Consider the following 26,720-nt stretch of genomic DNA (forward strand, 5'->3'; position numbering starts at 1 on the left):
GTAAAGGAGATAGGTATATGAAAAGCGTATTTGTATTCGTAAGTATTTTCTTTTGTTGTTTCCTTTATAACGTTAAGGAAGGGTTTGCTGCCATTCCAATGACACCTAGTTTTGAAGTGAAGTTATTATTAAAGCCAGAACAAGTATTAGGTTATAACAAAGAGATAAATCAAGAGGTACTAGAATATTTCCAGGCTGGTACAAATTATGAAAGAATACAAGTGCAATTTTTAGATACGGTAAATAAAAATTTAAGTAAGGAAGGTTGGTTTGCTAGAATTCGAAAGAAAGAATTTAGTAAAGATTTTGAGCTAACATATAAAAAAAGATATCCTATTCCAAACGGTGTAATTCAAGATGCACTAGAAGTAGCTAAAAATGATGGATTTGATAGTAAAACCGATAACTATGATGCGGAAATAGATTGGGGATTTGAAAAGAAAACGTTAAGTATTTCAAATAAGAAAAGTTACAGTGCGAAAGGATATGGAGTACTTGATTTACCAAACGAAAAAGCTGCTCAAAACATGTTAGTAGAAAAGTTACCGGGGAAAATGAACAAATGGTTGTATACGAATTGGGGAGAAGAGATGTTAAGGGATTCCCGTATTTACGGTCCGGTATTAATGAAAAGGTATACAGGGGAGTTTGAAAATAGTAAAACGAATATTGAAGTTTGGCCACTAAGTAATACAGGGAAAATAGAAGATGATTTCGTAATAGAAGTGTCGTTTAAAACAAATGAGGAAAGTATAGCAAAAGAAAAAAGAGGATTATTAATGAAGAGTTTAGAACAAAAAGGATGGCTGTTACCAAAAGATAGTTTGAAGACAGAGCTTATTTTTCAGTAAATAGTAAAAAGGAATCCATATGCCATGGATTCCTTTTTATATATGAGTATTAAGCTAAATCAGCTGACACGAACATATCACTATTTTGAAGGTTTTTAGAGCGTAAACTATAAGCAACGACCTTCTTTTTATATTGCTTTACAACATCAACATGCTCTTCATGGCTATAAATATAAAATGTAAAATCTTTTTTGCCGCGTTTTGCATTAATAATTAGAGGCGTACCCTCATTATGTGGCGGTGCGTAATAGCGATCTAAAAATAAACCTTCGTTAAAATCATGAATAATTTTGGATTTTTGTTCGCCTTCTAAGTTATTTCCATTGATTGTAACAGTCGCATTCTCTTCTTCCAGTTGCGGATGTGTTTCGTACTTGCTAATAATGGATTCAATAACAGTGTTAGGAAGGCTCGAAACGATAATTTTAAATGCCCCAAATACAACTAACATAACAATAAACCAAGTCGTCATAGTATATCATCCCCTTTTTCCTATTAAATAATATAACTCATATGATAATAGTACATATGGTGAACTTTTGTATAATTTGTGAAAAATTTTCTTTTTTTGAACGTTTTTTAACAAATGGAGCTTTGTAAAGAATGAGAGGGAATATTTGGTATGATAAAAATGTAAAGACGTTATATATTTTATAAGGGGGTTATAAAATGGGGAAATTAGATGGTAAGGTCGCTTTTGTTACAGGAGCTGCGATGGGGAACGGAGCTGGAATTGCACATGTATTTGCAGAGCTAGGGGCGAAAGTATTACTTGTTGATATTTCAGAGACAGTTCATGAAACTGCCAAAAATATCGTAAGTAAAGGGTTAGATGCTGCGAGTTATGTAGTCGATGTAGCTGATATGAATGCTGTTAAAGAAGTAGTGAAAGATGCATATGAGAAGTATGGAAAGATTGATGTGTTAGTAAATAACGCTGGTGTTATTCGACTTGCAAATTTTTTAGATATGTCAGATGAAATGCGTGATTTTCAATTTCAAGTAAATATTAATGGGGTATGGAATTTTTCTAAAGCGGTATTGCCATATATGATTGAGAAAAGTTACGGAAAGATTGTGAATATGTCTTCTGTAACAGGAACATTGGTTGCTGATGAAGGTGAAACTGCATATGCAACGACGAAAGCAGCAATTTGGGGATTTACAAAAGCATTAGCACGAGAAGTTGCAAAACATCATATTACTGTAAACGCAATTTGTCCAGGTTACATTATGACACCAATGGCAGAGCAAATAGCAAATGAATCTGATCCAAATGAGCCGAGTAATGTAATCGATGGAATTGCTTCAGGTGTTCCTTTAGGACGTTTAGGGAAAATTGAAGAAGTAGGTCAGTTAGCAGGTTTTTTAGCATCCGATGAATCAAGCTACATAACAGGTACACACATTGTCATTGATGGTGGTAGCACATTGCCAGAAACAGTTTCAGTCGGTGTAAAGTAAAAGGACTATGAATGAGAGTTTTAGTTCTTTCAATTATAACGCTAGAAGGAATCAGAAAGAGATTTCTTCTAGTATTATAATGTTATGTACTATTATTAGAAAAATCAATTTTGTTACAAAAAGTTGAAATCGAAGTATTTTAAAAGAAAAAGGTTTATAATAAAAATATAACTAATAACCACATTACTAATTATAAGGAAGTGTAACTATGAGTACTGTAGCAATCGTATATGGTATTATTCTTTCCACAATTATCGTTTTGTTTTTTGTTGGGGTTTCACGTTATATTCATAAATGGAAAGAAGGCGTTGCGAAATTAAATCACATTGAAGAAGAACTTAGTGATTTAATGTTACATCATGGTAAGTAAAAAGTTTATTTTTAGCTAAATAATGTGAAAAATATCACAAAACATGCTCTCCTTATGAAGGCATGTTTTTTTGTTATGTGAATGATTAGGTACATTCATACATTTTTTCCATACGATACATTGTGAAGGTAGAAATGTATCGTATGGAAAAGAGGGATAAAATGAGTAGTTCAGGTTATGTTCCAGATAATAAAAATTTAAAGAAAAGCTCAGGAACTCCAAACCTTTTCTTTGATTCGAGAAAAAATATCTTTTTTAAGAGGGATGAGAAAAACGTTGCATATGAAGTTACGTCAACGCAGTTACCAGCGATGATAGGTGGAGCATTTGTTGATTTATTTATGACAAAAGGACATATGCGAGAACCGCATTGGCATCCGAATGCGTGGGAATTAGATGTTGTTGTATCAGGAGAAGCAATTACATCCATTTTAAATCCCGAAACGAATCAATTGCAAAATTATCATATGAAAGCGGGGCAAACTGTCTTTATTCCAATGGGATGGTGGCATTGGATCACAGCGGTAACAGAAGAAGTGCAATTACATTTGTTCTTTAATAACGATCAGTTTGAAACAGCAGAAGGATCAGACATACTTAGATTAACACCGCCAGAAGTATTTCAAGCTGCATATGGTGTAAGTGCAGAAAAATTAGAGAAGGACCTTTCGTCAATTAAGGAGTCAGTTGTAATTGGTCCCCCTAACTTAAATCGAATAAAAGGTGTTAAAGAAAGTGGCGACTCAAATATAGTCGTTACGTTAAATGGGCAAATAACTTCATGTGAAATAGAATAACTCTTTCTTTTTAGGAAGAGTTATTCTATTTTGTATAATTTTGTAATTAGATTCGTTATAATTATAATATAGAAGGGAATATATGAGAGGGGGTATATTGTGAACATATTAAAAATTATAGGAATTGTTGCAGGAGTCATTATAGTAGCCGTTATAGCTTTCTTTTTTATTATGAAGTACTATTTGTCAAAAGAAGACCCTAATTACGTATTACAGTACATAAAAGAGCATAAAGGTGATAGAACATGTTCATTATTAATTAGGAAAAATGGGGAAGTAGTAACATCTATAAATGAAAATGTAAAATTACCATTAGCAAGTATGGCAAAAATCGTAATAGCAGTTGAATTTGCTAAGCAAGTATCAGAAGGGAAAATAAGTCGAGATGAACAAATTTCATTGTACGAGTTAGATAAATATTACGTTAAAGATACTGATGGTGGAGCGCATCCTGACTGGTTAGAAGATGCTAGAGAGAGAGAATTCGTGAAAAATGGACAGATTACTTTAGAAGAAGTAGCTAAAGGCATGATTCATTATAGTTCTAATACAAATACAACATATTTGTTAGATAAGCTTGGAATAGAAAGAGTAAATGAAAGTATAAAAGAGTTAGAGCTTACCAGTCATGACAAGTTCTCTTCATATACTGCTTCATTATATATGAGAGGGTATGTAGAAAAAGAGCTTCATGAGCCAGAAAATCAATCGTTAGAAAAGATACGTAACATGTCACAGGATGAGTATAATCAACATGTGTTACAAATACATGAATGGATGAAAGACGAAGAAGAATGGAAAAAGCGGGATATCCCATTAAAGGTAGATATGGAATTTCAGCGAATTTGGTCAGATCGATTAGTGGGTGCAAATGCTAAAGATTATATGAGTATAATGGAAAAGATAAATAGTAGAAAGTATTTTCCAAAATCAATGCAAGAAGAAATCGAGAACATTTTCAAAGGAACAGTTAAAAATAATAAGTTCGAATATGCTGGTCAAAAAGGTGGTTCTACCGCATTCGTATTGACAAAAAGCTTGTATACTACAGATAAGAAAGGGAATAAAGTAGAAGCTGTCATTATGTTTAACGGTATAGAAAATCAAATTGCATATCAAAAGTTGAGAAATAATGTAGACTATTTTATTCGAGATATTATAACAAGTGAGGAGTTTAGAAATAAATTATAATAGAATAATTTTATTGTGTAAACAAGATGCTATTAAAGGTAGGTGTTAAGATGAGGTTGAAGGAGTATATGCTTGAAACGTTTCCAAATTTAGAACTTAGACCACCTCTATTTTATAATGGGGATATTGGTATTCGCTTTAAATTAGGTGTGAACTATGATTGCACTAATATTTATGAAAACTGCCCATATTTAGAAGACGTTTATAATAGAGCCATTACTTTATTTCAGTCTTTACATTCCAAAACAGATGATGTGTATATTGTAGTGGATGTAGATGACTATGCAGACGGTGAAACTTTTAAACACAAATTGAATATCTTTTCTAAGTATGTAAAAGAGAAGTCTGATTTGTTTAAGTTACACAAAAATACAATCCCTTATGTTTTTCCAGAAGACGATGAAGACGGGGTATATAAAACACATAGATATACTTTGAAATGTAAAGTTTCAAACTTGAAATACATTCCTATGATAAAAGCAATTTGTAATCAAGATATGGGGATAAAACCGCGTATTTTTCATAGGGTGTATTTCATAAATATTAACAAGAATACTATATTTCACATTTATGATGATAGAGGTTGTGATGTATTAGCTACCTCTCCTAATACAATTAGGAATATGTATCATACATATAATGATTGGATATTAGAATACGACAGAAATAAAATTGATAAAGTATTTAATTGAATGTAGTCTATTTTAAATGAGGGAAATACCATATGGGGTGTTTCCTTTTTATTAATATGAAAATCAACATTTAAATTTGGCGGCACTTATTGTAAAAGTAAAGGGATTTGATGATAATGTATTGAATTTGGGTAGAAACGGAAAAAGGAGATGAATAAATGACAACAATATATTTCGTTCGCCATGCCCATTCTACCTATACAAAAGAAGAACGGGAGCGACCTTTATCTGAAAAAGGGCACTTAGATGCAGAGAATGTAACACGCTTATTAAAAGATAAACATATTGATGTTGTGATTTCTAGCCCGTACAAAAGAGCAATTCAAACTGTACAAGGAATTGCGAATACATATGATGTATCGATACAAATAGAAGAAGATTTACGAGAAAGGTTATTAAGTTCAGAGCCGGTAGCAGATTTTAATGATGCTATCGAGAATGTGTGGGAAGATTGGAGTTTTGCATACGAAGGCGGAGAATCGAATGATGTAGCGCAAAGGCGTGCTGTAATATGTATTCAAAATATATTAAAAAAATATGAAGATAAGAATATTGTAATAGGAACTCATGGGAATATTATGGTATTACTTATGAATTATTTTGACTCGAAATATGATCTTCAGTTTTGGAAAACCCTTCATATGCCTGACGTGTATAAATTAACTTTTGATAATAATTGTTTCATTTCTGCTGAAAGAATACAGTCTACAGATTATCAGATAAATAATTTGTAAAAGTTTATCAAAAAAAGAGGAAAGAGAGAAGTTATTGTAGAAGTATGACTTTGTAACATAAAAAATATGTTAAAGGAGGCTGTTTACATGTTTGAGAAAGAGAAAGAAGGGCTTATTGAAGTTCACAACGTATATGAAATTGTACCACCAGATGGAACAATTATTGGTATGGCAACGGAAGAAGAAATGGAAATTGCTGCTGAACTAGAGCTGCAGTACTATGCCCATTCTCGTTTGTTAGAAGCAAATATTCAGTTAGACGGTTCCTCCTACAAAGAGTTACTTCAGGAGTTCCAGGAGTACGAAAGAAAATCAATGAGCTTTTGGCGAGCAATACATAAGCGTTTAGCTGTGCCATGGGCATGGGTATTACGTATTGACGTTGCGAATGGTCCTATATATGTAAGTAATGGGAATGCGTATTACGAAGAAATCGATGATGAAGAAGATTATGAATAGATAAGTAAGGAAGCAGCTTTAGTTGCTTCCTTTTTTTATTCGTACAGATTGAACAGCTTCAATAATAATATCTGGTCGATCATTTTCTATACCATGACCAGCATGTTCGGCAAGTATATATTGGCTGTTTATTGAGATTTGTAATTGTTCATGAATCAGTTCTTGCCACATTGCTTCAAGTTGTGTCGCTTCCTCTTTTTGCATGCCGTCCTCAGTCAACTGAGTAATAGAATATTGAGGGTCTCTACCGATAACGATTAAAGGTACTTCTATTGTTTTATAGAGTTCTTTTATTGAGCGAGCACAATTTTTCCACTCCGATAGTTCAGAAGCTGTCGCTTTATATAATGTAGGAGAGGTAGAAAATTCAATTTGCTGTCTTGATTGATCGGCTAGCATAGTCTTTAGTTCATTAGAAAGCATCTCTACATCCATTTTGGAGTAGGTATTATATTTTTGAAGCCACATATCATCCGAATCAGTCTGATCAGAAATTGGTAAATGAAGTTCATCTAATCTGTGTAAGTTCATAGAAGTAGAATCAACTAAAATAAGTGATTGTAGCTTATTTTCATATAACATCGCAAAATGTTGTGCACATAAACCTCCATAGGAATGACCGATTAGAATGATTGGTTCGTGAATATCTAGTTTTTGTAGTAACATATGAAGTTCTTTTGTTGTTTGTAATGTAGTACGTGAATGATTCCCTAGCTCACTTTTTCCGTAACCTGGGCGATGGTAGGAAACGACTGTAAAGTGCTGTGAAAGCTTTTCTATAATAGGAAGCCAATCATAAAATGAGCAAGTCATTCCGGTTTGAATGACTACAGTTTGTTTACTACTTCCTTTCATATATACTTCTATAGTTTGCCCCAATACCTCTACAAATTTATAAATAGTAAACCCTCCTAACTAAGATTGAAGTAATTTTTGACAAGCAAAAACAATACACCAAACCCCTATACCGAACAGGACAGATGTACTAAGTGAAAATGAGTTTCTTAACCCAATATAGACGATAAATAATAGTAGTGCGGATGCAGGAAATCCATATAATACACCTATAGCAAATTGACTTAATTCTTGTTTGTTCCCGCCTTCGAAAGAAATCCAAAATAGGCTCAGTAAACTTACGAGAGGAAGGGCAGCAATAAACCCGCCAATCGTACTATAATGTTTAGCTACTTCAGTAATAACACCGATAATAAGTGCCGAAACGATTACTTTAACGAGGAAATGCATACTTTGCCTCCTTCGCTAATAATGAAAAAGCTTTTTCAATTAATTGTTGTTCTTCTTTCGATAACTGCGATTCTAATATTTTTATCTTTTCTTTATCTAGTAAAGTATGCTTTTCTAATACTTCAATGCCTTCTTTCGTTAAAGTAAGGTTCACAACTCTTTCATCTTGTTTGTTTCTTTCTTTCATGATATACCCTTTTTGAATAAGGCGCTTTACGTGTTCAGAAGCTGTGTTATGAGAGAGAGTAAGCTCAGTAGCGACTTTTCCAATTGTTATATCTTTCTCACGAGAAACGATTTGTAAAATACGAATAGCTTGATGGGAAAGGTTGTCTTCATATTCGTATCGTAAGTGATAATAAATACTCTCCCAATGTTGATTGATGTCTTTCATAATAAATCCTCCTGTTTTTATATCGTATAATAAGATATATTCGCTATTAAAGAAGTAAAATCCTTTTATTTGGATAAAAAATGTTGAAAAAGTTTATTTTTATTGAAATATAAGGTAATCTATGTGTAAAGGTATACATTCAGCAAGAGAGAGGATGATAGCTGTGAATACATTCAAATGGATGAGTCATGAACAGATGTATGTAGATGAAATACATGTTGAAAAATGTGGTCCTCTTTCAGTCGGCGTATATGGGGGAAATCAAGAGAGTGATGCATATGAACGAGGAGATGCGGTGCTTGCTTGGTGGGATCCGGAATTACAATTTGAATTTGTTATGATTTTTGATACACACCACAAAACAAAAAATATTGATTATATAATAGAAGCCATTTCAGAAAGAAAAGAGAAACTAAAAGAGTTATTTTCCTACCCGATACATTTAGCTTTTCATCATACACATATGTACTTATTAGCGTTATTTACAGATGAGTTGTTTATTGAAAAATGTGATCAAGATGATGAAGAACTTGCATGTTTAATTTGTTTGAGAAAAGGCGAATTTTTATATTGGTTATCAGTTGGTGATTGCTTCGCATATTTATTCCATTCTGAGAAAACGAAGAATGGTAAAGGGCGATTAAATAAACGGAAGAATTACGAATATATTGGTAGGAAAAATATTTTTGCAGCAAATACACCTTGCTTTACGTCAGGTGTAAGAGGATTAGAAAAAGGAATGAATCACATCGTAATGGCAACGGACGGTATTTTAGAGTGTGATAAACGAAGGTTTGATGATGACCAATCTTTAATAGAAATATTACACGACGGAAGTTGCTTACAGATTGAGCCAGTATTAACAAATGTACTGCAGTGGAAAGGTAGAGATTGTGCCACAATTATTGGATGGTCCATTGACACTGAAAATAAACGATGTGCTAATTAATATAAAAGGAGTTCAAGATTTTTATCCTTGAACTCCTTTTTTTAAGCAATATGGATGTGATACGTTTTTAACCATTCATTTACTTGTAGCATATACTCCATAGCACTTCTTGCTTCGAAATTGTTAATTTCTTTATTACTTTGATTGGCAATAGCAAGTAATGTGGAATGATTAATAAGTGAGAAAATAGGATTGTTTTTATTACTACACATGTCGAGTGATAAATGACGGATTGTTTGTAAATAATGTGGGTCTTGTGAAGTTGGATACGCACTTTTTCTTCTATTCCGTACATCGTCAGGTAAAGCAGGCTTTAATGCTCTACGTAAAATGCCTTTTTCAATATTATCAATGCTTTTTATGTTGAAAGGAACGTTCCATAAATATTCAACTAATCGATAATCGCAAAACGGTACACGAACCTCAAATCCTACAGCCATACTCATACGGTCTTTACGGTCAAGTAAGAACGGAAGAAATCTCGTTAAAAATAAATAAAACATTTGACGTTGTTTCGCGGATTTTTTACTTTCGCCTTCAAGAGTAGGTACTTCAAGTATCGCTTCTTGGAATCGTGTATCAATATAGTTTTCTAGATTACATTGGTTACTTACTTCATGTAGTAGAAGAGGAGATGTATTTTTCCAATTTGTTAGCCAAGGAAACTTATCTACATATAGTAATTCTTCTTGATGAAACCAAGGGTATCCACCGAATACTTCATCAGCAGATTCGCCGGATAAAGCTACGGTCGCATCTTTTTTCATTTCGCAAAATAGTAAATATAGTGAAGTTTCCATTTCACCAGCACTCGGTAAATCTTTTGCACGGAGGGGAACGAATAAGTGATTTGCTAATTCTTCAGCATTCACAATAATATCATGATGAGATGTCCCTACATGTTCAGAAACGCGTTTTACCCAAGGAGCGTCTAAACCAGTGCGAGCAAATGTCAGTTCGAAATCTTTTGCGCTATTTACAAAGTCAATGGAATACGTATGAAGTGTTTTATTTTCAGCAGCAAATTCTTTCCCCGCTAGTGCAGTAATCCCGCTAGAATCTAATCCTCCTGATAACATACAGACGAGAGGAACATCGGCAATTAATTGTCTTTTTACTGTATCTTGTAAAATAGATAAAATATGTGATGCTGTATCTTCAGTAGAGTCTGTATGAGCTTTACTTTCTAAATTCCAATACTTCGTAACTACTTTTTTATCACGTGTAAATGTTATAGAATGTCCAGCACGCACTTCTTCAATATGTTTAAAGACGCCACATCCTGGAGTTCGAAATAAGCCTAATCCAAATATTTCATTTATTCCATCCGCATCAATTTCAGCAGGGACAGATGGATGTGCTAATAATGCTTTTATTTCAGATCCGAAAATAATGCTGTCATTTCTTTCCGTATAAAAGAGTGGTTTTACGCCTAAATGATCACGTGCTAAAAACAGTTGTTGCTTCTGATCATCCCATAAGGCGAAAGCGAAAATGCCGTTTAAATGTTGTACGCAGTCTTCTTTCCATTCTAAATACGAATGTAGTAACACTTCTGTATCTGAATGCGTTTCAAATGAATGACCGCATCTTTGAAGTTGTTCCCTCAGCTCACGAAAATTATAAATTTCTCCATTATAAGTAAGAGCATACGTATAATCACCAGCACGAAATGTCTTCGGCTGCGTCCCGCCTTCTGGATCAATTACAATTAAACGCCGGTGTGCAAAGGCCGCGCGAGGTGAAAACCAAAATCCTTCAGCATCAGGACCACGATGCTGAATGCTATTTGCCATCTTTTCTAAAATAACATGTTCATTGGAAAGATCTTTATTCCAATTTACCCAACCTGTAATTCCGCACATACACATCTCATCTCCTAATTTTTAAAAGTAGATTAACGAAATAAAATGTACACTAAGTTAAAGAGTGACTATATAAATAGTGTACTACATGAATCAAATTGCAGACTTGAGAAAATTTTCTTTGGATGCATAGTTATGTGAGACAATGGCTAAGGGAAAGTATTCCATTACATACAAAAAATAATAAAAAGATGAGAGGAAAATTTTTTCTAGACGTTATATAGGGTGTAAAAGCTTTTACAAAAAAATAAGGGGAATCGCTACATGAAATCAAATGAGAAAAATTTTATAAAAAGATTACAGCGGCAAAAAGAAGATGCGCTAGAATTTGTTGTCGATACATATTTACCACTCATAAAGGGAATCACGCATAAAGTTCTTTTTCCAGTTCAAAATGATGGACTCATAGAGGAATGTATAAACGATATATTTCTTTCCATTTGGAATAATGCAAATAAGTTTCATGGAGAGCCGAGTGATTTTAAAAAATGGATTGCAGCGATTGCGAAGTTTAAAGCAATTGATTATTACCGGAAGGCAACTAAAAAAGTAGAAATTATTTCGGATGAGTTTCATATTAGTACGGAAAAGTCAGCGGAAGATGAATTAATTGTTATGGAAGATAGAGAAGAATTATTGAAGCTTATTAATCAATTAGAACCGCTAGATCAAAAAGTATTCATTATGAAATATTTACTCGGTATGAAGACAGAGGAAATAGGTGACAAGTTAGGGTTAACCCGGGCAGCGATCGATAATCGAGTGTACCGCGGGAAAAAGAAACTACAACAAAATGCTACGAATATTAGTTTTGGAGGTAGTGCAATATGAAAGACATTTATGAACTATTAAATGATATTGATATAGATGAGAAAGAACTTGAGGAAATTGAGGCTTCTGAAATTGAAAAAGAAAAAGTGAAGCGCAATGTAAAACAATCGATACGTACGAAGAAAAAGATGAAAAGTTGGAAAAAAGGCGTTGCTGCTGCATCTATTTTAGTAGGATTATCAGTTGCAACGCTTGGTATCGGATTTCCTACATATGCAGGAGGATTGCCAATTGTAGGTGATATATTCCGATTTTTAGATAATGGTAGAACAGGGTTATATGAAAATTATAAAGAGTTTTCGACTGAATTGAATATGAAGAGAGAGAGTAATGGGGTTAAGGTTACCATTAATGATGCTGTGTTTGATGGTAGAACAATTACAATCACATATTCTATTGAAAGCGAAAAAGATTTAGGAGAGAAGCCGTTCCCATTTGGAAGTCCGCAAGTTATGGGCTTTAATGGCGGAGGAGGTAGTTCAAACGTTACAAAAGTTGGAGAGGGGAAATATGTAGGTATGACTACGATGAGTGGTCATGGTAGTGAAAGATTAGATGTTGCAAATGTTTGGTGGGATATAGAGGCAATTGAGTTGGATTATGAAGGTAATGTAATAAAGGGAAACTGGAATTTCGCACTTAGTTTAAAAGCAATGGATAGTAAAGAAGTAAAGGTTAATGGGGTTTCTGAAAATGAATTAATAAAAGTAAATATAGACAAAATGGAAGTAACTCCGATGTCATTTATCGTTTTTTTCAATCAGGAAGAATCTAAAGTATTAAGAAGTATATGGGATAGCGCTGATGTGGAATTAGAAATAAAAGATGATCTAGGAAATAAATATGCAGGTGAAGGAAATGGCGGAAGTAGTACAGTAGCAGAACCGCACAAAAGTAGTTGGAGTTCCACATTCCAAAAGTTAAATGAAAATGCAACAAAGCTTATCGTTACACCTCGTGTACACTTGCGAGTGCATACATCTGAAAATCATGGTGGAGTAGAGTATGTGAATGGAAAAGAGAAGAAAATTGAAGTGCCGAATAAAGAAGCGAAAAAGAAAGATATTGTATTAGATGATATCGTAATTGATTTAAAGAAATAAAAGGGAGACTGCCTAAAACCGTTAGGCAGTCTTTTTTTCGTTAAGAACTAGTAACGAGTAAAGCATGCGGGTGTTGTGTTTTATACTCATCTTTCCATGGAATGTTTAGCTGTTCCCACGATTCGCCGCTATCAGTGGATTGAAATACGCCATTGTTATTTAAAGTGTAAAACGTATGTGGTTCTGCTGGATTTGTCGCAAACATTGAAATGACTGTACCGATTGCTGATGGTAGACCTTGCTGTACTTGCTGGAACGGAGTATCTTTCGTTTTACGATAAATATAAGATTCATAAGGAATACGGTGATGAGCGAGGTCAGCGCTTGGTGCGGCAGAAACGAGAATTGTATTACAATCAGCTGGATCGATAGCCATGCTGTATAAATAATGATGTTCAAGTCCTTCGCTGCATGAAATCCAGCTGTTTCCGCTGTTATAACTTTCGAGGTATGCGCGATCAGGTCCGCCCATAAATCCGTCACCACATGATGCATAAAGGCGATTTGGAGCTTCAGGGTGCATAAGCAATTGATGAGCATCGATAGGAGCACCGAATTTTTTATCCATCCATGTATGCCCTCTATCATTACTTTGAATAACAGCACCAGCTTCAATTGAAACGTGGATTGTATTTGGATTGTTTGGATCAACTGTAATCCAGCGTACGTGATGAGTAAAAGGTCTAGGCGGGAAAGCCCACGTATAAGAAGATAATAATGATTTCATATTTTTTAGTTCCGTCCACGTTTCCCCACCATTTTCTGAACGGAATAAAGCGCTCGGTTCTGTGCCGACATAAACGACGCCATATCCGTTAACTTGTTCATTCGGGCTTATCGTAATGGAAGTGATCGAAGAATGTAAAATACCATCTTCTTTTGGAAAATCAAAGTAACGATAAGAATCTCCAATTGGTCTCCATGAATCTCCGCTATCGTCACTTAACCAGAGACCTCGTCCAAAAGTGCCGCAATATACACGATTCTTTTGAAATGGATCAACAGCGATACAGGTAGGTTGCATATTTTGTAAGTGATACGCCGCTTCATAGTTACCATATCGTTCTTTCACTACAACAAGTTCACGTTCCATACAGAGAAATAAACGTTTCATTTTCGTAACCTCCTTAAAAATTCTTTCATTAGTAAATAATATGAAGCCGAAAAAGAAGTAGTCTTATTTTTTGTTGAGAAAAAGGACTTGTTTGAAATGTAGCGAAGTGTGTATACAGAGGAACCGGGATAAAGATGGGGAGTTTGTTTCATACTAATGTACAGATATTATCCTTAAAGGAGCCTTAGTATGGGACATTCACATAATCATGGTAATTCTAATAATAAAAAAGCGTTATTACTTGCATTTTTACTAACAACAAGTTTTATGATTGCTGAAGTTATTGGGGGATTTGTAACAAATAGCTTAGCACTACTATCTGACGCGGGGCATATGCTAAGTGATGCGGTATCGTTAGCGCTAAGTTTACTTGCGTTTAAGCTTGGAGAAAAAACAGCAACAGCTGCGAAAACATATGGGTATAAGCGAATCGAAATGTTAGCGGCATTATGTAACGGCGTCGTTCTTATAGTCATTTCAGTATACATTTTTATTGAAGCAATTCGCCGTTTTAAAGAACCAGTTGAGATTGCTAGTAATGGGATGCTCATTATTGCTGTACTTGGGATGCTTATTAATATTTTATCAGCTTGGATATTAATGAGAGGCGGAGATGTGAAAGGTAATTTGAATTTAAGAAGTGCTTTCTTACATGTATTAGGCGATCTATTAGGGTCAGTCGGAGCGATAATTGCTGCGTTACTTATTAAATTTTTCGGATGGACTGCTGCAGATGCGATTGCTAGTATTCTTGTGTCTATTTTAGTCATTATTAGTGGATGGCGTGTAACACGTGATACGGTTCATATATTAATGGAAGGTGCACCACAACACATAAATGTTGAAGAGGTAAAAAGTACATTATTAAATATTCCGGTTGTAAAAGAAGTTCATGATTTGCACATATGGTCTGTCACATCGGATTTTCAAGTATTGACTTGCCACTTGATTATTAAAGGAAATGAAACTCAAAGTGTATTAAAAGAGGCGACGGATGTATTAAAGGAGAAGTTTCATGTAGAACATGTCACCATTCAAGTAGAAATAGATGGTGAATTTAATCATAATGAGACAACTTGCAAAGTATGAAAGAAAAAGGATAAGAAAAAGTGTCATAACATTTTTCGCACGACATACATATATATAATGTGGCCACAAATACTTTGTAAGGTAAATATTTCATGAAATTACTTTACTTATAAAGAGTCATCTTTTATAATCAAAAGTGGTAATTGATAAAGATTATCATTTTCAATGATCGTAGAAAGGAGTTTTTTAAAAGATGAGCAGTCAACTCCGTTTTGCTGTTGAAAATCGTAAGAGGCATTTAATTGATGAGTTAATTGGAGCAGGTGTGTTTAAAATTCGTGACCGACAATTATACGAGCTGTCTTTAGAAGAATTGGAAAAAGAGTACGAAGATATGGAAGATTATGCAGATATTCAGGCATAGCTATATATATTAGTAAAAAGAGAGCTGGTTACGATTTTGTGTAGCCAGCTCTCTTTTTATTTCGTAGAAATTATTTTTTGTATTTCTTTCATTGGACGGAGCCAGTTTTGAGTCATCATTTGTTCCATTTGTTTTTCATCCTTCTTCTGTAATGCTTGAATGATAGAGTGATGTTCTTCAATAGATTGACTTGCTGGAACAAAGTTTTGGAAAAACAAATATTCAAGGCGTAAAACGTGAAGTTGCATATTTTCTAGAAAGGGTTCAATGTATTGATTTTTAGCAATAGAAGAAATGGTATTGTGAAATTGTATATCTAGTTGTAAAGCTTGTTTTGTGTTTTCTTTCTCTATAGAGTACTGAAAGTCATCATTTATTTTATAAAGTAGCTTCAGATCAGCGTCTGTAATGTTTTGAAGTGCTTGTTTTCCTATAATAGAGTGAAGACCAGCCATCGTTTCATAAATGATCGGAATGTCGTCTAACTGAATAGGAGCAATTTTTGTTTTTTGTCCAGGTACCATTTCCACTAATCCAGAAAGCTCTAATATTTGAAGCGCTTCTCTTACAGGTGTTCTGCTTACTCCTAGTGCTTCAGCCAGTTCCCCATCATTAATTTTTTCATTGGGCTTCAGTACACCTTCAATAATCCAATCTTGTAGTTGATTTAAAACGAGTGATTTTGCTGAAACTCTTCCTAGTTTTTTATTATTTTGAGGGATAGGCATAGTGAATTCAATCCTTTCATTGTATATTTTCCTTTTTCTCATGAACAAGCTTTAATTCGGGTTTCCCTTCATCCGGTTTTTGGCTTAAGATAAGCACCATTACAATGACACAAAGGGCCCCTAATAACTGAAAAGATTGAAATGGTACATGTAATATAAATACAGAAGAAATAATAGCTGCGAGTGGTTCTGTACAACCGAATAATGTCGTTTCTTTCGGGGTTAAGTATCGTATGCTGTCTAAGTATAAATAAAATGCGATGAGTGTTCCGAAAATGATGACAAATGTGATGAGCGGTAAGGTATTTAGTTTTACATATTTCATCGTTGACAATAAAATGAATTCTTTCGTAGTAATAAAGTGTACAATCGTTACACCCATACCCCCAATAATCATGCCCCATCCAACGATAACTGAGGAAGACCATCTATCTAGTAATCCCTTTGAATATAAACTATAAAAAGCGAGAGATAATCCAGATAAAATACCCCAAACGATAGCTGGTGTAGAAACAGCTAAGTTATGAACAGACCCGTTTGTTAGTAAGAGGAAAGTGCCTACTAATGAAAGGGCAATTGAAATAAAATCAATTTTTGATGGACGAACGTTCCATTTGAAAAGTAAGTATACAGTAATAAATATAGGAGCTAAATATTGCAATAATGTTGCAACGGCAGCATTTCCTTCTTTAATAGAAGCGAAGTACGTGTATTGTACAGCAAGCATACCGAATAGGCCAAACAATATCATTTTAGTAGCATCAGATCTTTGTTTCCATATGCTGAATATTTCTTTTTTTCTCGTTCCGAATGATGAAATAATGAGTAAGATAACGCCCGATATAAGCAATCGAATTGTAACTAACCATTCAGTAGAAATATTGTCATATTGAAAAAGTTGTTGTGCAGCTGTTCCGGACAAGCCCCATAAACAAGCACCGATGACAACCATAATGATTCCTTTTAAACGATTTGGATCCATCATGTATAGAGTCCTCCTTTCAGAAAATATATTGTATACAATATGCAATATATCACGAAATGAATAAAGAATAAACTGAAATTTCTGTACTGCGAAGTAGGAATTATAGTATTTTCAGTTACGTTTACGATACAAGTGAGTAGGTTAAATAAAGAGAGATAAAATTATAAAATTAAATCATAATCAACAGGATAAAAAAATAAAGATAAGAGTAATTTGGTTTGTTAAAAATATGGGTAGAAGGAGATATGCGATGAGCTGGGTTACTCATAAACCAACATTTGAATTTGATAATTATAGCCATTTTATTCGGGCAAATACGGCGTGGATTGGGCATTTAGACTTTGCATATGATTTAGTAAGGTTTGAAAAGCCAGAAGTATTAGTCGAGTTAGGTACACATTTAGGAGCTTCTTTTTTTAGTTTTTGTCAAGGTGTAAAGGATGGGGGATTAGCTACAAAATGTTTTGCTGTAGATACTTGGACGGGAGATGGGCATACAGGTCCATATGGAGAAGGCGTTTATCAAATCGTAGAGAAAGTCGTAAATACGAGTTATCCCAATATAGGTAATTTAATTCGTTCTACTTTCGATGAGGCCGTTGATCAATTTCAAGATGGAACGATAAACTTGTTGCATATTGATGGCTATCATACGTATGAAGCAGTTTCTCATGATTATAAAACATGGTTACCGAAACTTGCGAATAACGGTATTGTGTTATTTCATGATATTGAGGTGAAAGATCGAAACTTCGGCGTGTATAAGTTTTGGGATGAAGTCACAGCAAAGCACCCTCATTTTCAGTTCCAGCATTCATATGGACTCGGCGTATTATTTCCGAAAGGTTGTAGCGATAAGTTTGTGGAAATACTTAAAAATAAAGAAGAAATACAAAATATGTATAAATAAAAGTGGAGCATGCATCATTTGAATGATGCATGCTTTTTTGTGTGGGGAATAACGATATTCCTTTAAACGGTGAGGATAATAGTAAAAAGTTTTATGTTGGCAAATATTAAAAAAGTTACCCTTTGATTGTTAAATATAAAAAATGTAACATTTTTTATATTTTCCATTGCGAAAAGTAGCATCTACTTTTACAATAGAAAAGGTGTCCAATATATTATACTGGAAAAATAAATCGAAATAATATGAAAATTTTGTTTTGTCTTCGCTAATTGTATATTACATACATGTAAGACGACACACGTCATGTTATCGACTTGTAAGGAGAGAAAAAAATGAAAAGTGTAAGATTACCATCGATGCTAGAAATCATAGTTCTTTTATTATTATTTCTTGCTGTTGTCTTTTCCTTCCAAACGATTTTTGATCTCCCAATTCAATTAGCGCTATTTATTTCATGGTTTTTAGTAATTGCGCTTGGATTAAGATTAGGATTTCGTTATCAAGAATTGCAAGATGCAATTACGAAAGGGATTTCTAACGGATTAGAAGCAATACTCATTTTAGTTGCAGTAGGTGCTTTAATTGGAACATGGATTGCTGGTGGGATAGTACCAACATTAATTTATTATGGATTAGAATTTATTCACCCTAGCATATTCCTATTAGCAACATTAATTATTTGTTCGATAACTTCTATCGCGACAGGAACATCATGGGGAACAGTTGGAACAGCAGGTATTGCAATGATGGCGATTGGTGAAGGTCTTGGGTTACCATTACCACTTGTTGCTGGTGCAGTTCTTTCAGGTGCTTATTTCGGGGATAAATTATCGCCACTTTCTGATAGTACAGTACTTGCAGCATCTATGGCAAAAGTAGATGTTATTGCACACGTACGAGCTATGCTTGTATTAGACGTTCCAGCGTATATTATTACTAGCATTATGTTTACTGTAGCTGGTTGGATGTATGGCGGAGATAACGTAGATTTAAATCGAGTAGAATTTTTAAAGGAATCATTATTAAAACACTTTGATATTAAAATATGGATGTTAGTTCCGGCGATTATTGTCATTGTACTATTAGCAATGAAGAAGCCTTCTATGCCTACAATTGCAATGGGAGCTTTACTTGGCGCAATTTGGGCAACTGTTTTCCAAGGAATGCACTTTGGAGACGCAATTGGAACAGCATATAACGGATTCTCAATTCAATCAGGCGTTGAGTTTGTCGATAAGTTATTAAACCGTGGCGGAATTAACGGTATGCTTGGTTCAGTAGCCGTAATTATTTTTGGTTTAGGGTTTGGTGGATTACTTGAAAAATTAGGTGTTTTAAAAGTAATCGTATCAAAATTCGAAAAGAAATTAAATTCTGCTGGTAATGTAACATTATCTACATTAATCGTTGCATTTTTAGCGAACATATTTGGCTGTGCGATGTACGTATCACTTATTTTAACACCGAAAATTATGCAAGAAAGTTATGATAAACTAAAAATCGACCGCCGCGTATTAGCGCGTAACTCAGAAGTAGGTGGAACATTAACTTCAGGTATGGTTCCATGGTCGGATAACGGTATTTTTATGGCTGGTATTTTAGGTGTTGCGACGATATCATACATTCCATTTATGTGGTTAAGCTTCGTATCGTTAATTTTAGCAGTTATTTACGGATATACAGGCAAGTTCATTTGGTATGTAGATGATGCTGAAAAAGGAAAAGAAGCATCATAAATAAAAAATCACCTTCTACGTGTTGTAGAAGGTGATTTTTTATTTTGTAATAGGAGTTGAAGAGGTTATCTCATCCTCATATTTAGCAATTTTTTGTTGTATCTGTTTCTGCTAATTGACGAACAAGTTCATATCCAATTCCTTTATTTGCAACTGTTATGAAAGCATATTTTTTCATATTGAATTCCTCCAGTATTGTTATAGTAGGTTACAAAGGAAAGCATACAACCTAAACTTAAGTTTAGGTCAAGAGGAGTTTTTAAAATAAATATAAAATATCTATTTATATGAGTGAGAATTCTTATCATTTAAAGGGAAGTCTGTTATTATAAGAAATGTAGGTATTTTATTTTCAAGGGGATGAAAAAATGGAGTACAGAATTGAAAGAGATACAATAGGAGAAATAAAAGTTCCAGCTGATAAATTATGGGCAGCACAAACACAACGTAGTAAAGAAAACTTCCCGATTGGAACAGAGCAAATGCCGCTTGAAATTGTAAAAGCATTTGCCATTTTAAAGAAGAGTGCAGCACTTACTAATAAAAAATTAGGAAAGCTATCAGAAGAAAAAGCAGAAGCAATTGTGACAGCAGCTGACGAAGTGATAGCAGGGAAATGGAATGAACATTTTCCACTTGTCGTATGGCAAACAGGTAGTGGTACGCAGTCAAACATGAATGTGAATGAAGTAATTGCAAACCGAGGGAATCAAATTTTGAAAGAAAAAGGGTTTGACGTACATATTCATCCGAATGATGATGTGAACATGTCTCAAAGTTCAAATGATACTTTCCCAACTGCGCTTCATGTAGCATGTGTACTCGCAGTAGAAAATCACGTGTTACCAGCAATTACGAAATTAAAAGAAACGTTAGCAGAAAAAGTAAAAGCATTTGAACATATTATAAAAATTGGTCGTACACATTTACAAGATGCGACACCGTTAACATTAGGACAAGAAATTAGTGGATGGCACCGTATGCTTGAAAAAACAGAGCGTATGATTGCAGAGAGCAATACATATATGAAAGAGCTTGCGATTGGTGGTACTGCAGTTGGAACAGGTATAAACGCCCATCCTAAATTTGGTGAGATGGTATCTGAGGAAATTAGCCAATTTACAGGTAAGCAATTTATGTCTGCACCAAATAAATTCCATGCATTAACGAGTCATGATGAAGTTGTATATACGCATGGGGCATTGAAAGCATTAGCAGCGGATTTAATGAAGATCGCTAACGATGTGCGCTGGCTGGCAAGTGGTCCACGTAGTGGGCTAGGAGAAATTATTATTCCAGCAAATGAGCCAGGAAGCTCTATTATGCCAGGTAAAGTAAATCCAACGCAAAGTGAAGCGTTAACGATGGTTGTAGCACAAGTGATGGGAAATGACGCAACAATCGGATTTGCAGCGAGCCAAGGCAATTTTGAGTTAAATGTATTTAAACCTGTTATTGCATATAACTTCTTACAATCTGCTCACTTATTAGCAGATGCAATTGTTTCATTTAATGATAATTGTGCAGTTGGTATTGAAGCAGATGAAGAAGTCATTAAAGAGAATGTGAATCGTTCATTAATGCTTGTTACTGCATTAAACCCGCATATCGGATATGAAAATGCAGCGAAAATTGCGAAGCATGCTCATAAAGAAGGGTTAACTTTAAAAGAAGCAGCATTGCAATCTGGATTACTAACAGAAGAACAATTTGATGAAATTGTCGATCCGAAAAAAATGATTGCTCCGAAAGAGTAATAAAAACGCCAAGATTCTTTGTTTAGAATCTTGGTTTTTTTATTACTGTAAGTGCCAAAATATATTATTTGTTAGCAGACATATTCAATATTTTCATATGTGGGCAGTTTTCTTTTAAAAGTGCAATGAATTTTTCTTCTTCTTGTGGTACGAAAGTTGTCACAGAGTCGAATAAATTATAATGGATTTCTAATTGCTGTCTAGTCCATTTCTTTGAATGAAGTTTTTTACCAGAGTATTTAATGTGGCGAATATCTTCAAAGGGAATTTCAGTACGTAGTATGAAACCATGTTTTACGAAAAGAGATGATTCCGTTACGTTATAGTGAGAGAAATAGAATGAAGAAAGATTCACGATATTTAGCAGCATCATGAGGGTGAAAAAAATAGAATTTTCATTTTGGAAAAATAGTGAAATGAAAAAAATCATGATAAATAATGTAATAAAAATGACGTGAAACGGATTTTTTTTCGCTTTAAATTTCAAGTTAGTCACCTCGGTATACGTGTACTTTAACTAAATTAAATCATAACATCGTAATAAAACGTGTGAATATGCATAATTGCATATTCACACGTTTTATTGCTTCATGTCCTTTTTAAAGAATATTTTATAGACATTTTTTATAAAGGTTTGAAAAATAGGTAAACGAAACATTGAAATGTTTATTTCGTTTATGTTAAGATGATGAAGTGATAATAAACGTTATTGAAATTTGTTTATTTTAAAACGGACATTTTAAAGGAGTGTTTAGTATGAGCGATATTTCGGAGAAGTTTTGGGATGCGTCGGTAGAGGAATTGAAAAAAGGGTATGTGTTTGATGAGGAAACGGAAGAGTATATTTGTTTAGCTTGTGGAGAAACGTTTATTAAGGGTGTTATTTATCAAGATAATCAAGTTTTGTATGAAGCAGAGAAGTTTGTACAATTGCATGTGCAAAACGAACATACATCTATGTTTGACTATTTATTAAACCTTGATAAGAAGTATACGGGTTTAACGGATTTGCAAAAGAAGATGGTTCAGTTTTTCCATATGGGGCTGAATGACAAAGAGATTGTGAAAGAGATGGATGGCGGAAGTACTTCAACCATCCGCAATCATCGGTTTACACTTCGAGAGAAAATGAAGCAAGCGAAAGTGTTTTTAGCGTTAATGGAACTGTCAGAAGAAAAATCAAAAGTACAAACGAAATTTGTACCCATTCATAGAACAGCAACGATGGTAGATGATCGTTACAATATTACAGAAGAAGAAAATGATGAAGTATTAAAAACGCATTTTACAGAGGGATTAGATGGACCGCTTTCTAAATTTCCAAAAAAGCAAAAGCGTAAATTAATTATATTACGTCATTTAGTGACGAAGTTTGATAGTCATAAAAAGTACACTGAAAAAGAAGTAAATGCTATTATAGAAAGCGTATACCCGGATTTTGTAACTTTAAGAAGATATTTAATCGAATACGGGTTTTTAGATAGAACAGCTGATGGAAGCCAATATTGGGTGAAGTTATAATATAGGGAGAAGAAAATGAATAGAAGCACACCGTTATAACAACTATACAAAGAGATAGAAGTTGAAAAAAGATTTTTAATAAAAGGAGAAATGAAATTTGAAACCACCTACAGATAATAATAAAGAAGGTGCGGAGTCACAGAAGTTAGAAAGTGAGAGTAAACCGATTTGGAAATCGATGTCGATGTTTTTGGTACCGTTACTATTAAGTAATGTATTACAATCGGTTGGACAATTATTCGGTATGGTAGTAGTAGGAAGATGGCTTGGAGTGAATGATTTAGCGGCCATATCGGCATTCTTTCCTCTATTTTTCTTACTCGTTTCATTTGTAATTGGTATTGGTTCAGGTAGTTCTATTTTAATAGGTCAGGCATTTGGGGCAAAAAACGAAGATCGTTTAAAAGCGATTGTTGGTACGACGTTGACATTTACTTTTATTATTGGGGTTGTGTTGGCGATAGTAGGTAGTATTTTTGCAATGGATATTATGCGCCTTATGGGAACGCCAGAAAATATTATTGAAATAAGTGTACATTATGCACGTATTTTATTTATATCGATGCCAATCTTATTTTTATATTTCGCATACACAACGTTTATGAGAGGTACAGGAGATTCTAAAACGCCATTTTACTTTTTAATTGTAAGTACAGCGCTAAATATGATCTTATTACCAATCCTTATTTTTGGATGGTTAGGAGCTCCGAAATTAGACGTTTATGGAGCAGCCTATGCCTCTGTTATATCTACAGTTATTACGTTTATTGTCATGTTAGTGTATTTAAAGAAGAAAAATCACCCACTACAATTAGATAGTACGGTAAGGAAATATCTTCGAATGGATTGGGGTTTATTAAAGCTATTACTACGACTCGGTATTCCAGCGAGTATTAATATGATATTAGTTTCATTATCAGAAATTGCGGTAATCGCGTTTGTAAATCGTTACGGTTCGGATGCAACAGCGGCATATGGCGTTGTGAACCAAGTTGCAAGTTATGTACAAATGCCAGCCGTTAGCCTTGGTATTACAGTCTCCATTTTTGCTGCACAATCAATTGGTGCGAATCAATTTGATCGATTGCAGAAAGTTGTGAAGGCTGGAATTATTATGAACTACGTCATCGGTGGTGTGCTAATATCTCTCATTTACTTGTTCTCAAGAGACATTCTAGCACTATTTTTAACGAGTCAAACTACAATTGAAATTGCTCATAGCCTAGTTATGATCACATTATGGAGTTATTTAATTTTCGGTCATGCGCAAATTATTAGTGCGACAATGCGAGCAAGCGGTACAGTATTATGGCCAACTGTTATTGGCGTCGTATCAATTTGGCTTGTTGAAGTACCTGTAGCGTATTACCTTTCTTACCATACAAGTCTTGGCATAGAAGGGATATGGATTGGATACCCAGCAGCATTTATTGTCAGCTTAATCTTGCAATATGCATATTATAAGCTTTCATGGCAGAAGAAACGAATTACACGATTAGTGAGTTAAATATTGAAAATGTCCCTAAGTTATTTTACTTAGGGACATTTTTTTGTAAAGGTATGTTTATAAATAGCTTTTTAAAGTAATATCAAAATGTTGTCTAATGAGTTTATTATCACTCATGTAAAACTCCCACGCTTTTTCTGGTTCACCGATAATTTCAAAAGATTCTTCTGTAATATATAAGGCGCAATTATCCTCTAGTGCAATGCCTTCTATATTACCTTGATGATTTTGTAAAAAGGAATGGAAGGCGTTCATTCTATTTAATTGATTATAATGTGGACAAAACCTTTTGTTCACAATGCCCCAGCCGTTGCTCTCTATATAACCAGAACCTCCATAATCTGAGCGGATACTAGATGTGAACCAGCACATAGCGCCAGCGCTGTATCCTGCAATGAGTGTTCCTTGCTGCAGAGCCGATAGTAATTTTTCATCGAGCTTATGTTCTTTCCATTCTGTAATCATTTGAATATAGTTTCCGCCACTGAGATAAATTAAATCAGCAGACTGAATCATTTCGTCTATTTCATATTTAGAAGGTGTATCGGCTATAATACGTAAAATTTGTACGTCACAGTGTAATTGTTTTTCGAATGTGTCTAAAAATAATTTTATATAGCTTTCATCATCATGACTAGCTGTAGGAATGAATAATACTTTCGGATACTGTTTATTTGTTAATTCTATAAGTCGCTCATTAATAGGCGAGTGATTTGAATCTTGTAAATCACCGCCACCAATGACAGCTAATTTCATAGTAAAGCACCACCTAATCATTTTCGTTATATAAAAATTCGATAGAAGAGAGTTACATTCCTTCTGTGATGTAATGATTAAGTAGAAAATATAGTTTAAATATATCGGAATAGTAAAGCAAAGGCTGGTTATATTGGGAAATGAATTAGAAACAATTTATTAATATATAATACTTCATACTATTGTTTCAAAATATGGAAACAATATGTTTAAATGGATATAAAGAAGCATGTATTCATATTGAATGAGTGCTTATCCTTTAAAAAAGAATTGGAAATAATAGAGATTTTACAAATGAGTTTTTACTTTTAATAGGAAGTTGTATTACAATATGGTAAAATTATTTCAATATATTTATTTAATATAAAAATACAAAGAGGGAGCGTGAAAAAAGTGGATTTTCGATTTGAATTTACAACGAAGGTGAAGGAATACTTGGATGATGAGAAGGATGAAAAAATAATAAAAGATGGACATAGAGATATCATTTTTCAGTATTTATATCCGCTAGAGAGTGAAATTGGTATTTATAAAAATCCTAACTTTACTTTTTTTGCATCAGGAAGACGCTCACATATCGTATTAGAAAACATTGAATTTAAAACAGAGGTAAATGTAAAAAGTAACATCATTGAAATTACAAAAATAGTGGATAATGTCGTTATCCCGTTAGATACTATCGTAGCGAAAGATCGGGAATTGTTTGCACTTGGACGTAATGAGAAGTTTAGTATACAAATATTAGAGCAGTATCTCTTTGATACATTTGGTGAAAAATTAGGTTTAAAATGAATGGAATTGCCTATGATAGGTAGTTCATTTTTGTATATATCATTTACGTTTGACCTTTCATGTAATTTGTACTACGATTCGTAGTGTGAAAGGAGCCGCATTATGTTTACTCAAAACTATAAGCTAAATGAGCAAGGGTTAAATCATTTCTTTGGACCGCTTGAAGCAAAAATTATGGAGATTGTTTGGTCTAGCGAGGGTATTACGATTAAAGAAGTACAGCAGAAATTAAGCGAAGAATCACCTGTGAATTTTAATACTGTGATGACAGTTATGAACAGGTTAGTAGAGAAATTACATTTAGAAAAACAGACTGTGAAAAGAAGTGGCATATATCGTGCTGTACAAACAAAAGAAGAATTCTTATCCAATCAAACGAAGAAAATGACACAGGAATTGATGGGGGAATTTGGAGATTTAGTTGTAAATCATATGCTAGATGAGTTAGAGCAAGTTGATCCGACTTTAATAAAAAAGTTAGAAGATAAATTGAGTCAGTTAAAAAAAGAGGATTAA

Annotated in this window: 30 protein-coding genes and 1 pseudogene; 20 read left to right on the top strand and 11 right to left on the bottom strand. The window is 33.9% G+C overall.

All coding sequences use genetic code 11. From position 1 onward, the window contains the following. Window positions 1-17: 17 nt before the first annotated feature. Window positions 18-851 (top strand): hypothetical protein, encoded by an 834-nt coding sequence (locus FH036_RS12640; RefSeq protein WP_139895814.1) that lies wholly within the window; start codon window positions 18-20, stop codon window positions 849-851. 49 nt (window positions 852-900) lie between these two features. Here FH036_RS12640 and FH036_RS12645 read toward each other — a convergent pair whose 3' ends face one another. Further along, window positions 901-1,323, bottom strand: a complete 423-nt coding sequence (locus FH036_RS12645; RefSeq protein WP_000214597.1) for a YfmQ family protein — start codon at window positions 1,321-1,323, stop codon at window positions 901-903. 197 nt (window positions 1,324-1,520) lie between these two features. Between FH036_RS12645 and ucpA the strand changes: the two genes are divergently transcribed. The 7 genes from ucpA to FH036_RS12680 all read left to right on the top strand — a co-directional run bounded on the left by ucpA (window position 1,521) and on the right by FH036_RS12680 (window position 6,558). Then, complete coding sequence (ucpA, locus tag FH036_RS12650; protein ID WP_042512953.1) at window positions 1,521-2,315, top strand: SDR family oxidoreductase UcpA; 795 nt, start codon at window positions 1,521-1,523, stop codon at window positions 2,313-2,315. 208 nt (window positions 2,316-2,523) lie between these two features. Continuing rightward, window positions 2,524-2,685, top strand: a complete 162-nt coding sequence (locus tag FH036_RS12655) for a hypothetical protein (protein WP_000108701.1) — start codon at window positions 2,524-2,526, stop codon at window positions 2,683-2,685. Between the two features lie 161 nt (window positions 2,686-2,846). Continuing rightward, window positions 2,847-3,482: a cupin domain-containing protein gene (locus FH036_RS12660; RefSeq protein WP_139895815.1), complete on the top strand. Its 636-nt coding sequence runs from the start codon at window positions 2,847-2,849 to the stop codon at window positions 3,480-3,482. A gap of 99 nt (window positions 3,483-3,581) precedes the next feature. Then, the gene (locus FH036_RS12665) at window positions 3,582-4,673 is read left to right on the top strand and encodes a serine hydrolase (protein WP_139895816.1); all 1,092 of its coding nucleotides are present in this window, start codon (window positions 3,582-3,584) and stop codon (window positions 4,671-4,673) included. A 50-nt stretch (window positions 4,674-4,723) separates the two neighbouring features. Beyond that, window positions 4,724-5,365, top strand: coding sequence for a DUF3885 domain-containing protein (locus FH036_RS12670; RefSeq protein ID WP_139895857.1), 642 nt, complete (start codon window positions 4,724-4,726; stop codon window positions 5,363-5,365). A 158-nt stretch (window positions 5,366-5,523) separates the two neighbouring features. Then, complete coding sequence (locus FH036_RS12675) at window positions 5,524-6,099, top strand: histidine phosphatase family protein (protein ID WP_138322214.1); 576 nt, start codon at window positions 5,524-5,526, stop codon at window positions 6,097-6,099. Between the two features lie 87 nt (window positions 6,100-6,186). Next, window positions 6,187-6,558: a hypothetical protein gene (locus FH036_RS12680; RefSeq protein WP_000461775.1), complete on the top strand. Its 372-nt coding sequence runs from the start codon at window positions 6,187-6,189 to the stop codon at window positions 6,556-6,558. Between the two features lie 18 nt (window positions 6,559-6,576). Here FH036_RS12680 and FH036_RS12685 read toward each other — a convergent pair whose 3' ends face one another. From FH036_RS12685 to FH036_RS12695, 3 genes are read right to left on the bottom strand one after another with little or no spacing between them, the layout of a single operon-like run. Next, window positions 6,577-7,437 (bottom strand): alpha/beta fold hydrolase, encoded by an 861-nt coding sequence (locus FH036_RS12685; RefSeq protein WP_000531706.1) that lies wholly within the window; start codon window positions 7,435-7,437, stop codon window positions 6,577-6,579. A gap of 36 nt (window positions 7,438-7,473) precedes the next feature. Then, on the bottom strand, window positions 7,474-7,803 hold the full coding sequence (locus FH036_RS12690) for a DUF3147 family protein (protein WP_000545635.1): 330 nt from the start codon (window positions 7,801-7,803) through the stop codon (window positions 7,474-7,476). Then, the gene (locus FH036_RS12695) at window positions 7,787-8,197 is read right to left on the bottom strand and encodes a MarR family winged helix-turn-helix transcriptional regulator (protein WP_000651931.1); all 411 of its coding nucleotides are present in this window, start codon (window positions 8,195-8,197) and stop codon (window positions 7,787-7,789) included. The genes FH036_RS12690 and FH036_RS12695 overlap by 17 nt, the downstream gene beginning before the upstream one ends. 121 nt (window positions 8,198-8,318) lie before the next feature. Between FH036_RS12695 and FH036_RS12700 the strand changes: the two genes are divergently transcribed. After that, window positions 8,319-9,146, top strand: coding sequence for a PP2C family serine/threonine-protein phosphatase (locus FH036_RS12700; protein WP_016717104.1), 828 nt, complete (start codon window positions 8,319-8,321; stop codon window positions 9,144-9,146). Between the two features lie 41 nt (window positions 9,147-9,187). On the opposite strand, the gene asnB is transcribed toward FH036_RS12700, so the two are convergent. Next, window positions 9,188-11,011, bottom strand: coding sequence for an asparagine synthase (glutamine-hydrolyzing) (gene asnB, locus FH036_RS12705; RefSeq protein WP_139895817.1), 1,824 nt, complete (start codon window positions 11,009-11,011; stop codon window positions 9,188-9,190). A 264-nt stretch (window positions 11,012-11,275) separates the two neighbouring features. Between asnB and FH036_RS12710 the strand changes: the two genes are divergently transcribed. Both FH036_RS12710 and FH036_RS12715 read left to right on the top strand, forming a co-directional pair. Further along, window positions 11,276-11,842: a sigma-70 family RNA polymerase sigma factor gene (locus FH036_RS12710; protein WP_044790526.1), complete on the top strand. Its 567-nt coding sequence runs from the start codon at window positions 11,276-11,278 to the stop codon at window positions 11,840-11,842. Next, window positions 11,839-12,945: a DUF4179 domain-containing protein gene (locus tag FH036_RS12715; RefSeq protein ID WP_139895818.1), complete on the top strand. Its 1,107-nt coding sequence runs from the start codon at window positions 11,839-11,841 to the stop codon at window positions 12,943-12,945. The genes FH036_RS12710 and FH036_RS12715 overlap by 4 nt, the downstream gene beginning before the upstream one ends. 40 nt (window positions 12,946-12,985) lie before the next feature. Here the strand turns inward: FH036_RS12715 and FH036_RS12720 are convergent, their stop codons facing one another. Continuing rightward, a complete protein-coding gene (locus FH036_RS12720) occupies window positions 12,986-14,059 on the bottom strand; it encodes a WD40/YVTN/BNR-like repeat-containing protein (RefSeq protein ID WP_139895819.1) in 1,074 nt (357 codons plus the stop codon). 189 nt (window positions 14,060-14,248) lie between these two features. On the opposite strand from FH036_RS12720, the gene FH036_RS12725 reads away from it, so the two are divergent. Beyond that, window positions 14,249-15,148: a cation diffusion facilitator family transporter gene (locus FH036_RS12725; protein WP_139895820.1), complete on the top strand. Its 900-nt coding sequence runs from the start codon at window positions 14,249-14,251 to the stop codon at window positions 15,146-15,148. A 193-nt stretch (window positions 15,149-15,341) separates the two neighbouring features. Further along, the gene (fbpA, locus tag FH036_RS12730) at window positions 15,342-15,512 is read left to right on the top strand and encodes a Fur-regulated basic protein FbpA (RefSeq protein ID WP_000098301.1); all 171 of its coding nucleotides are present in this window, start codon (window positions 15,342-15,344) and stop codon (window positions 15,510-15,512) included. Window positions 15,513-15,568: 56 nt separating this feature from the next. Here fbpA and FH036_RS12735 read toward each other — a convergent pair whose 3' ends face one another. Together FH036_RS12735 and FH036_RS12740 are read right to left on the bottom strand one after the other, a co-directional pair. Then, window positions 15,569-16,240: a GntR family transcriptional regulator gene (locus tag FH036_RS12735; protein ID WP_139895821.1), complete on the bottom strand. Its 672-nt coding sequence runs from the start codon at window positions 16,238-16,240 to the stop codon at window positions 15,569-15,571. A 16-nt stretch (window positions 16,241-16,256) separates the two neighbouring features. Continuing rightward, window positions 16,257-17,222, bottom strand: coding sequence for a DMT family transporter (locus tag FH036_RS12740; RefSeq protein WP_139895858.1), 966 nt, complete (start codon window positions 17,220-17,222; stop codon window positions 16,257-16,259). Window positions 17,223-17,475: 253 nt separating this feature from the next. Between FH036_RS12740 and FH036_RS12745 the strand changes: the two genes are divergently transcribed. Both FH036_RS12745 and nhaC read left to right on the top strand, forming a co-directional pair. Further along, window positions 17,476-18,135 (top strand): class I SAM-dependent methyltransferase, encoded by a 660-nt coding sequence (locus FH036_RS12745; RefSeq protein WP_000119201.1) that lies wholly within the window; start codon window positions 17,476-17,478, stop codon window positions 18,133-18,135. 332 nt (window positions 18,136-18,467) lie between these two features. Then, window positions 18,468-19,871 (top strand): Na+/H+ antiporter NhaC, encoded by a 1,404-nt coding sequence (gene nhaC / locus FH036_RS12750; RefSeq protein WP_000843974.1) that lies wholly within the window; start codon window positions 18,468-18,470, stop codon window positions 19,869-19,871. Window positions 19,872-19,971: 100 nt separating this feature from the next. Here nhaC and FH036_RS27275 read toward each other — a convergent pair. Continuing rightward, window positions 19,972-20,049: pseudogene (locus FH036_RS27275) on the bottom strand (SDR family NAD(P)-dependent oxidoreductase); the annotation flags it as partial. A gap of 190 nt (window positions 20,050-20,239) precedes the next feature. On the opposite strand from FH036_RS27275, the gene fumC reads away from it, so the two are divergent. Beyond that, on the top strand, window positions 20,240-21,628 hold the full coding sequence (fumC, locus tag FH036_RS12755; RefSeq protein ID WP_000456601.1) for a class II fumarate hydratase: 1,389 nt from the start codon (window positions 20,240-20,242) through the stop codon (window positions 21,626-21,628). A gap of 64 nt (window positions 21,629-21,692) precedes the next feature. Here fumC and FH036_RS12760 read toward each other — a convergent pair whose 3' ends face one another. Next, window positions 21,693-22,115, bottom strand: a complete 423-nt coding sequence (locus FH036_RS12760) for a PH domain-containing protein (RefSeq protein ID WP_000669080.1) — start codon at window positions 22,113-22,115, stop codon at window positions 21,693-21,695. Window positions 22,116-22,384: 269 nt separating this feature from the next. On the opposite strand from FH036_RS12760, the gene FH036_RS12765 reads away from it, so the two are divergent. Continuing rightward, window positions 22,385-23,149: a DUF2087 domain-containing protein gene (locus FH036_RS12765; RefSeq protein WP_001280289.1), complete on the top strand. Its 765-nt coding sequence runs from the start codon at window positions 22,385-22,387 to the stop codon at window positions 23,147-23,149. Between the two features lie 97 nt (window positions 23,150-23,246). Further along, on the top strand, window positions 23,247-24,656 hold the full coding sequence (locus FH036_RS12770; RefSeq protein ID WP_000804162.1) for an MATE family efflux transporter: 1,410 nt from the start codon (window positions 23,247-23,249) through the stop codon (window positions 24,654-24,656). Window positions 24,657-24,713: 57 nt separating this feature from the next. On the opposite strand, the gene FH036_RS12775 is transcribed toward FH036_RS12770, so the two are convergent. Beyond that, window positions 24,714-25,412 carry a peptidase E gene (locus FH036_RS12775; RefSeq protein WP_044790522.1) on the bottom strand — a complete coding sequence of 233 codons (699 nt, stop codon included), beginning with the start codon at window positions 25,410-25,412 and terminating at the stop codon, window positions 24,714-24,716. 393 nt (window positions 25,413-25,805) lie between these two features. On the opposite strand from FH036_RS12775, the gene FH036_RS12780 reads away from it, so the two are divergent. Together FH036_RS12780 and FH036_RS12785 are read left to right on the top strand one after the other, a co-directional pair. Continuing rightward, window positions 25,806-26,204, top strand: coding sequence for a DUF3942 family protein (locus FH036_RS12780; RefSeq protein ID WP_138322208.1), 399 nt, complete (start codon window positions 25,806-25,808; stop codon window positions 26,202-26,204). Between the two features lie 102 nt (window positions 26,205-26,306). Further along, complete coding sequence (locus FH036_RS12785; RefSeq protein ID WP_000495065.1) at window positions 26,307-26,720, top strand: BlaI/MecI/CopY family transcriptional regulator; 414 nt, start codon at window positions 26,307-26,309, stop codon at window positions 26,718-26,720.

The sequence above is a fragment of the Bacillus sp. CD3-5 genome, assembly GCF_006349665.1.
GTDB classification, from domain to species: Bacteria; Bacillota; Bacilli; order Bacillales; family Bacillaceae_G; genus Bacillus_A; species Bacillus_A paranthracis.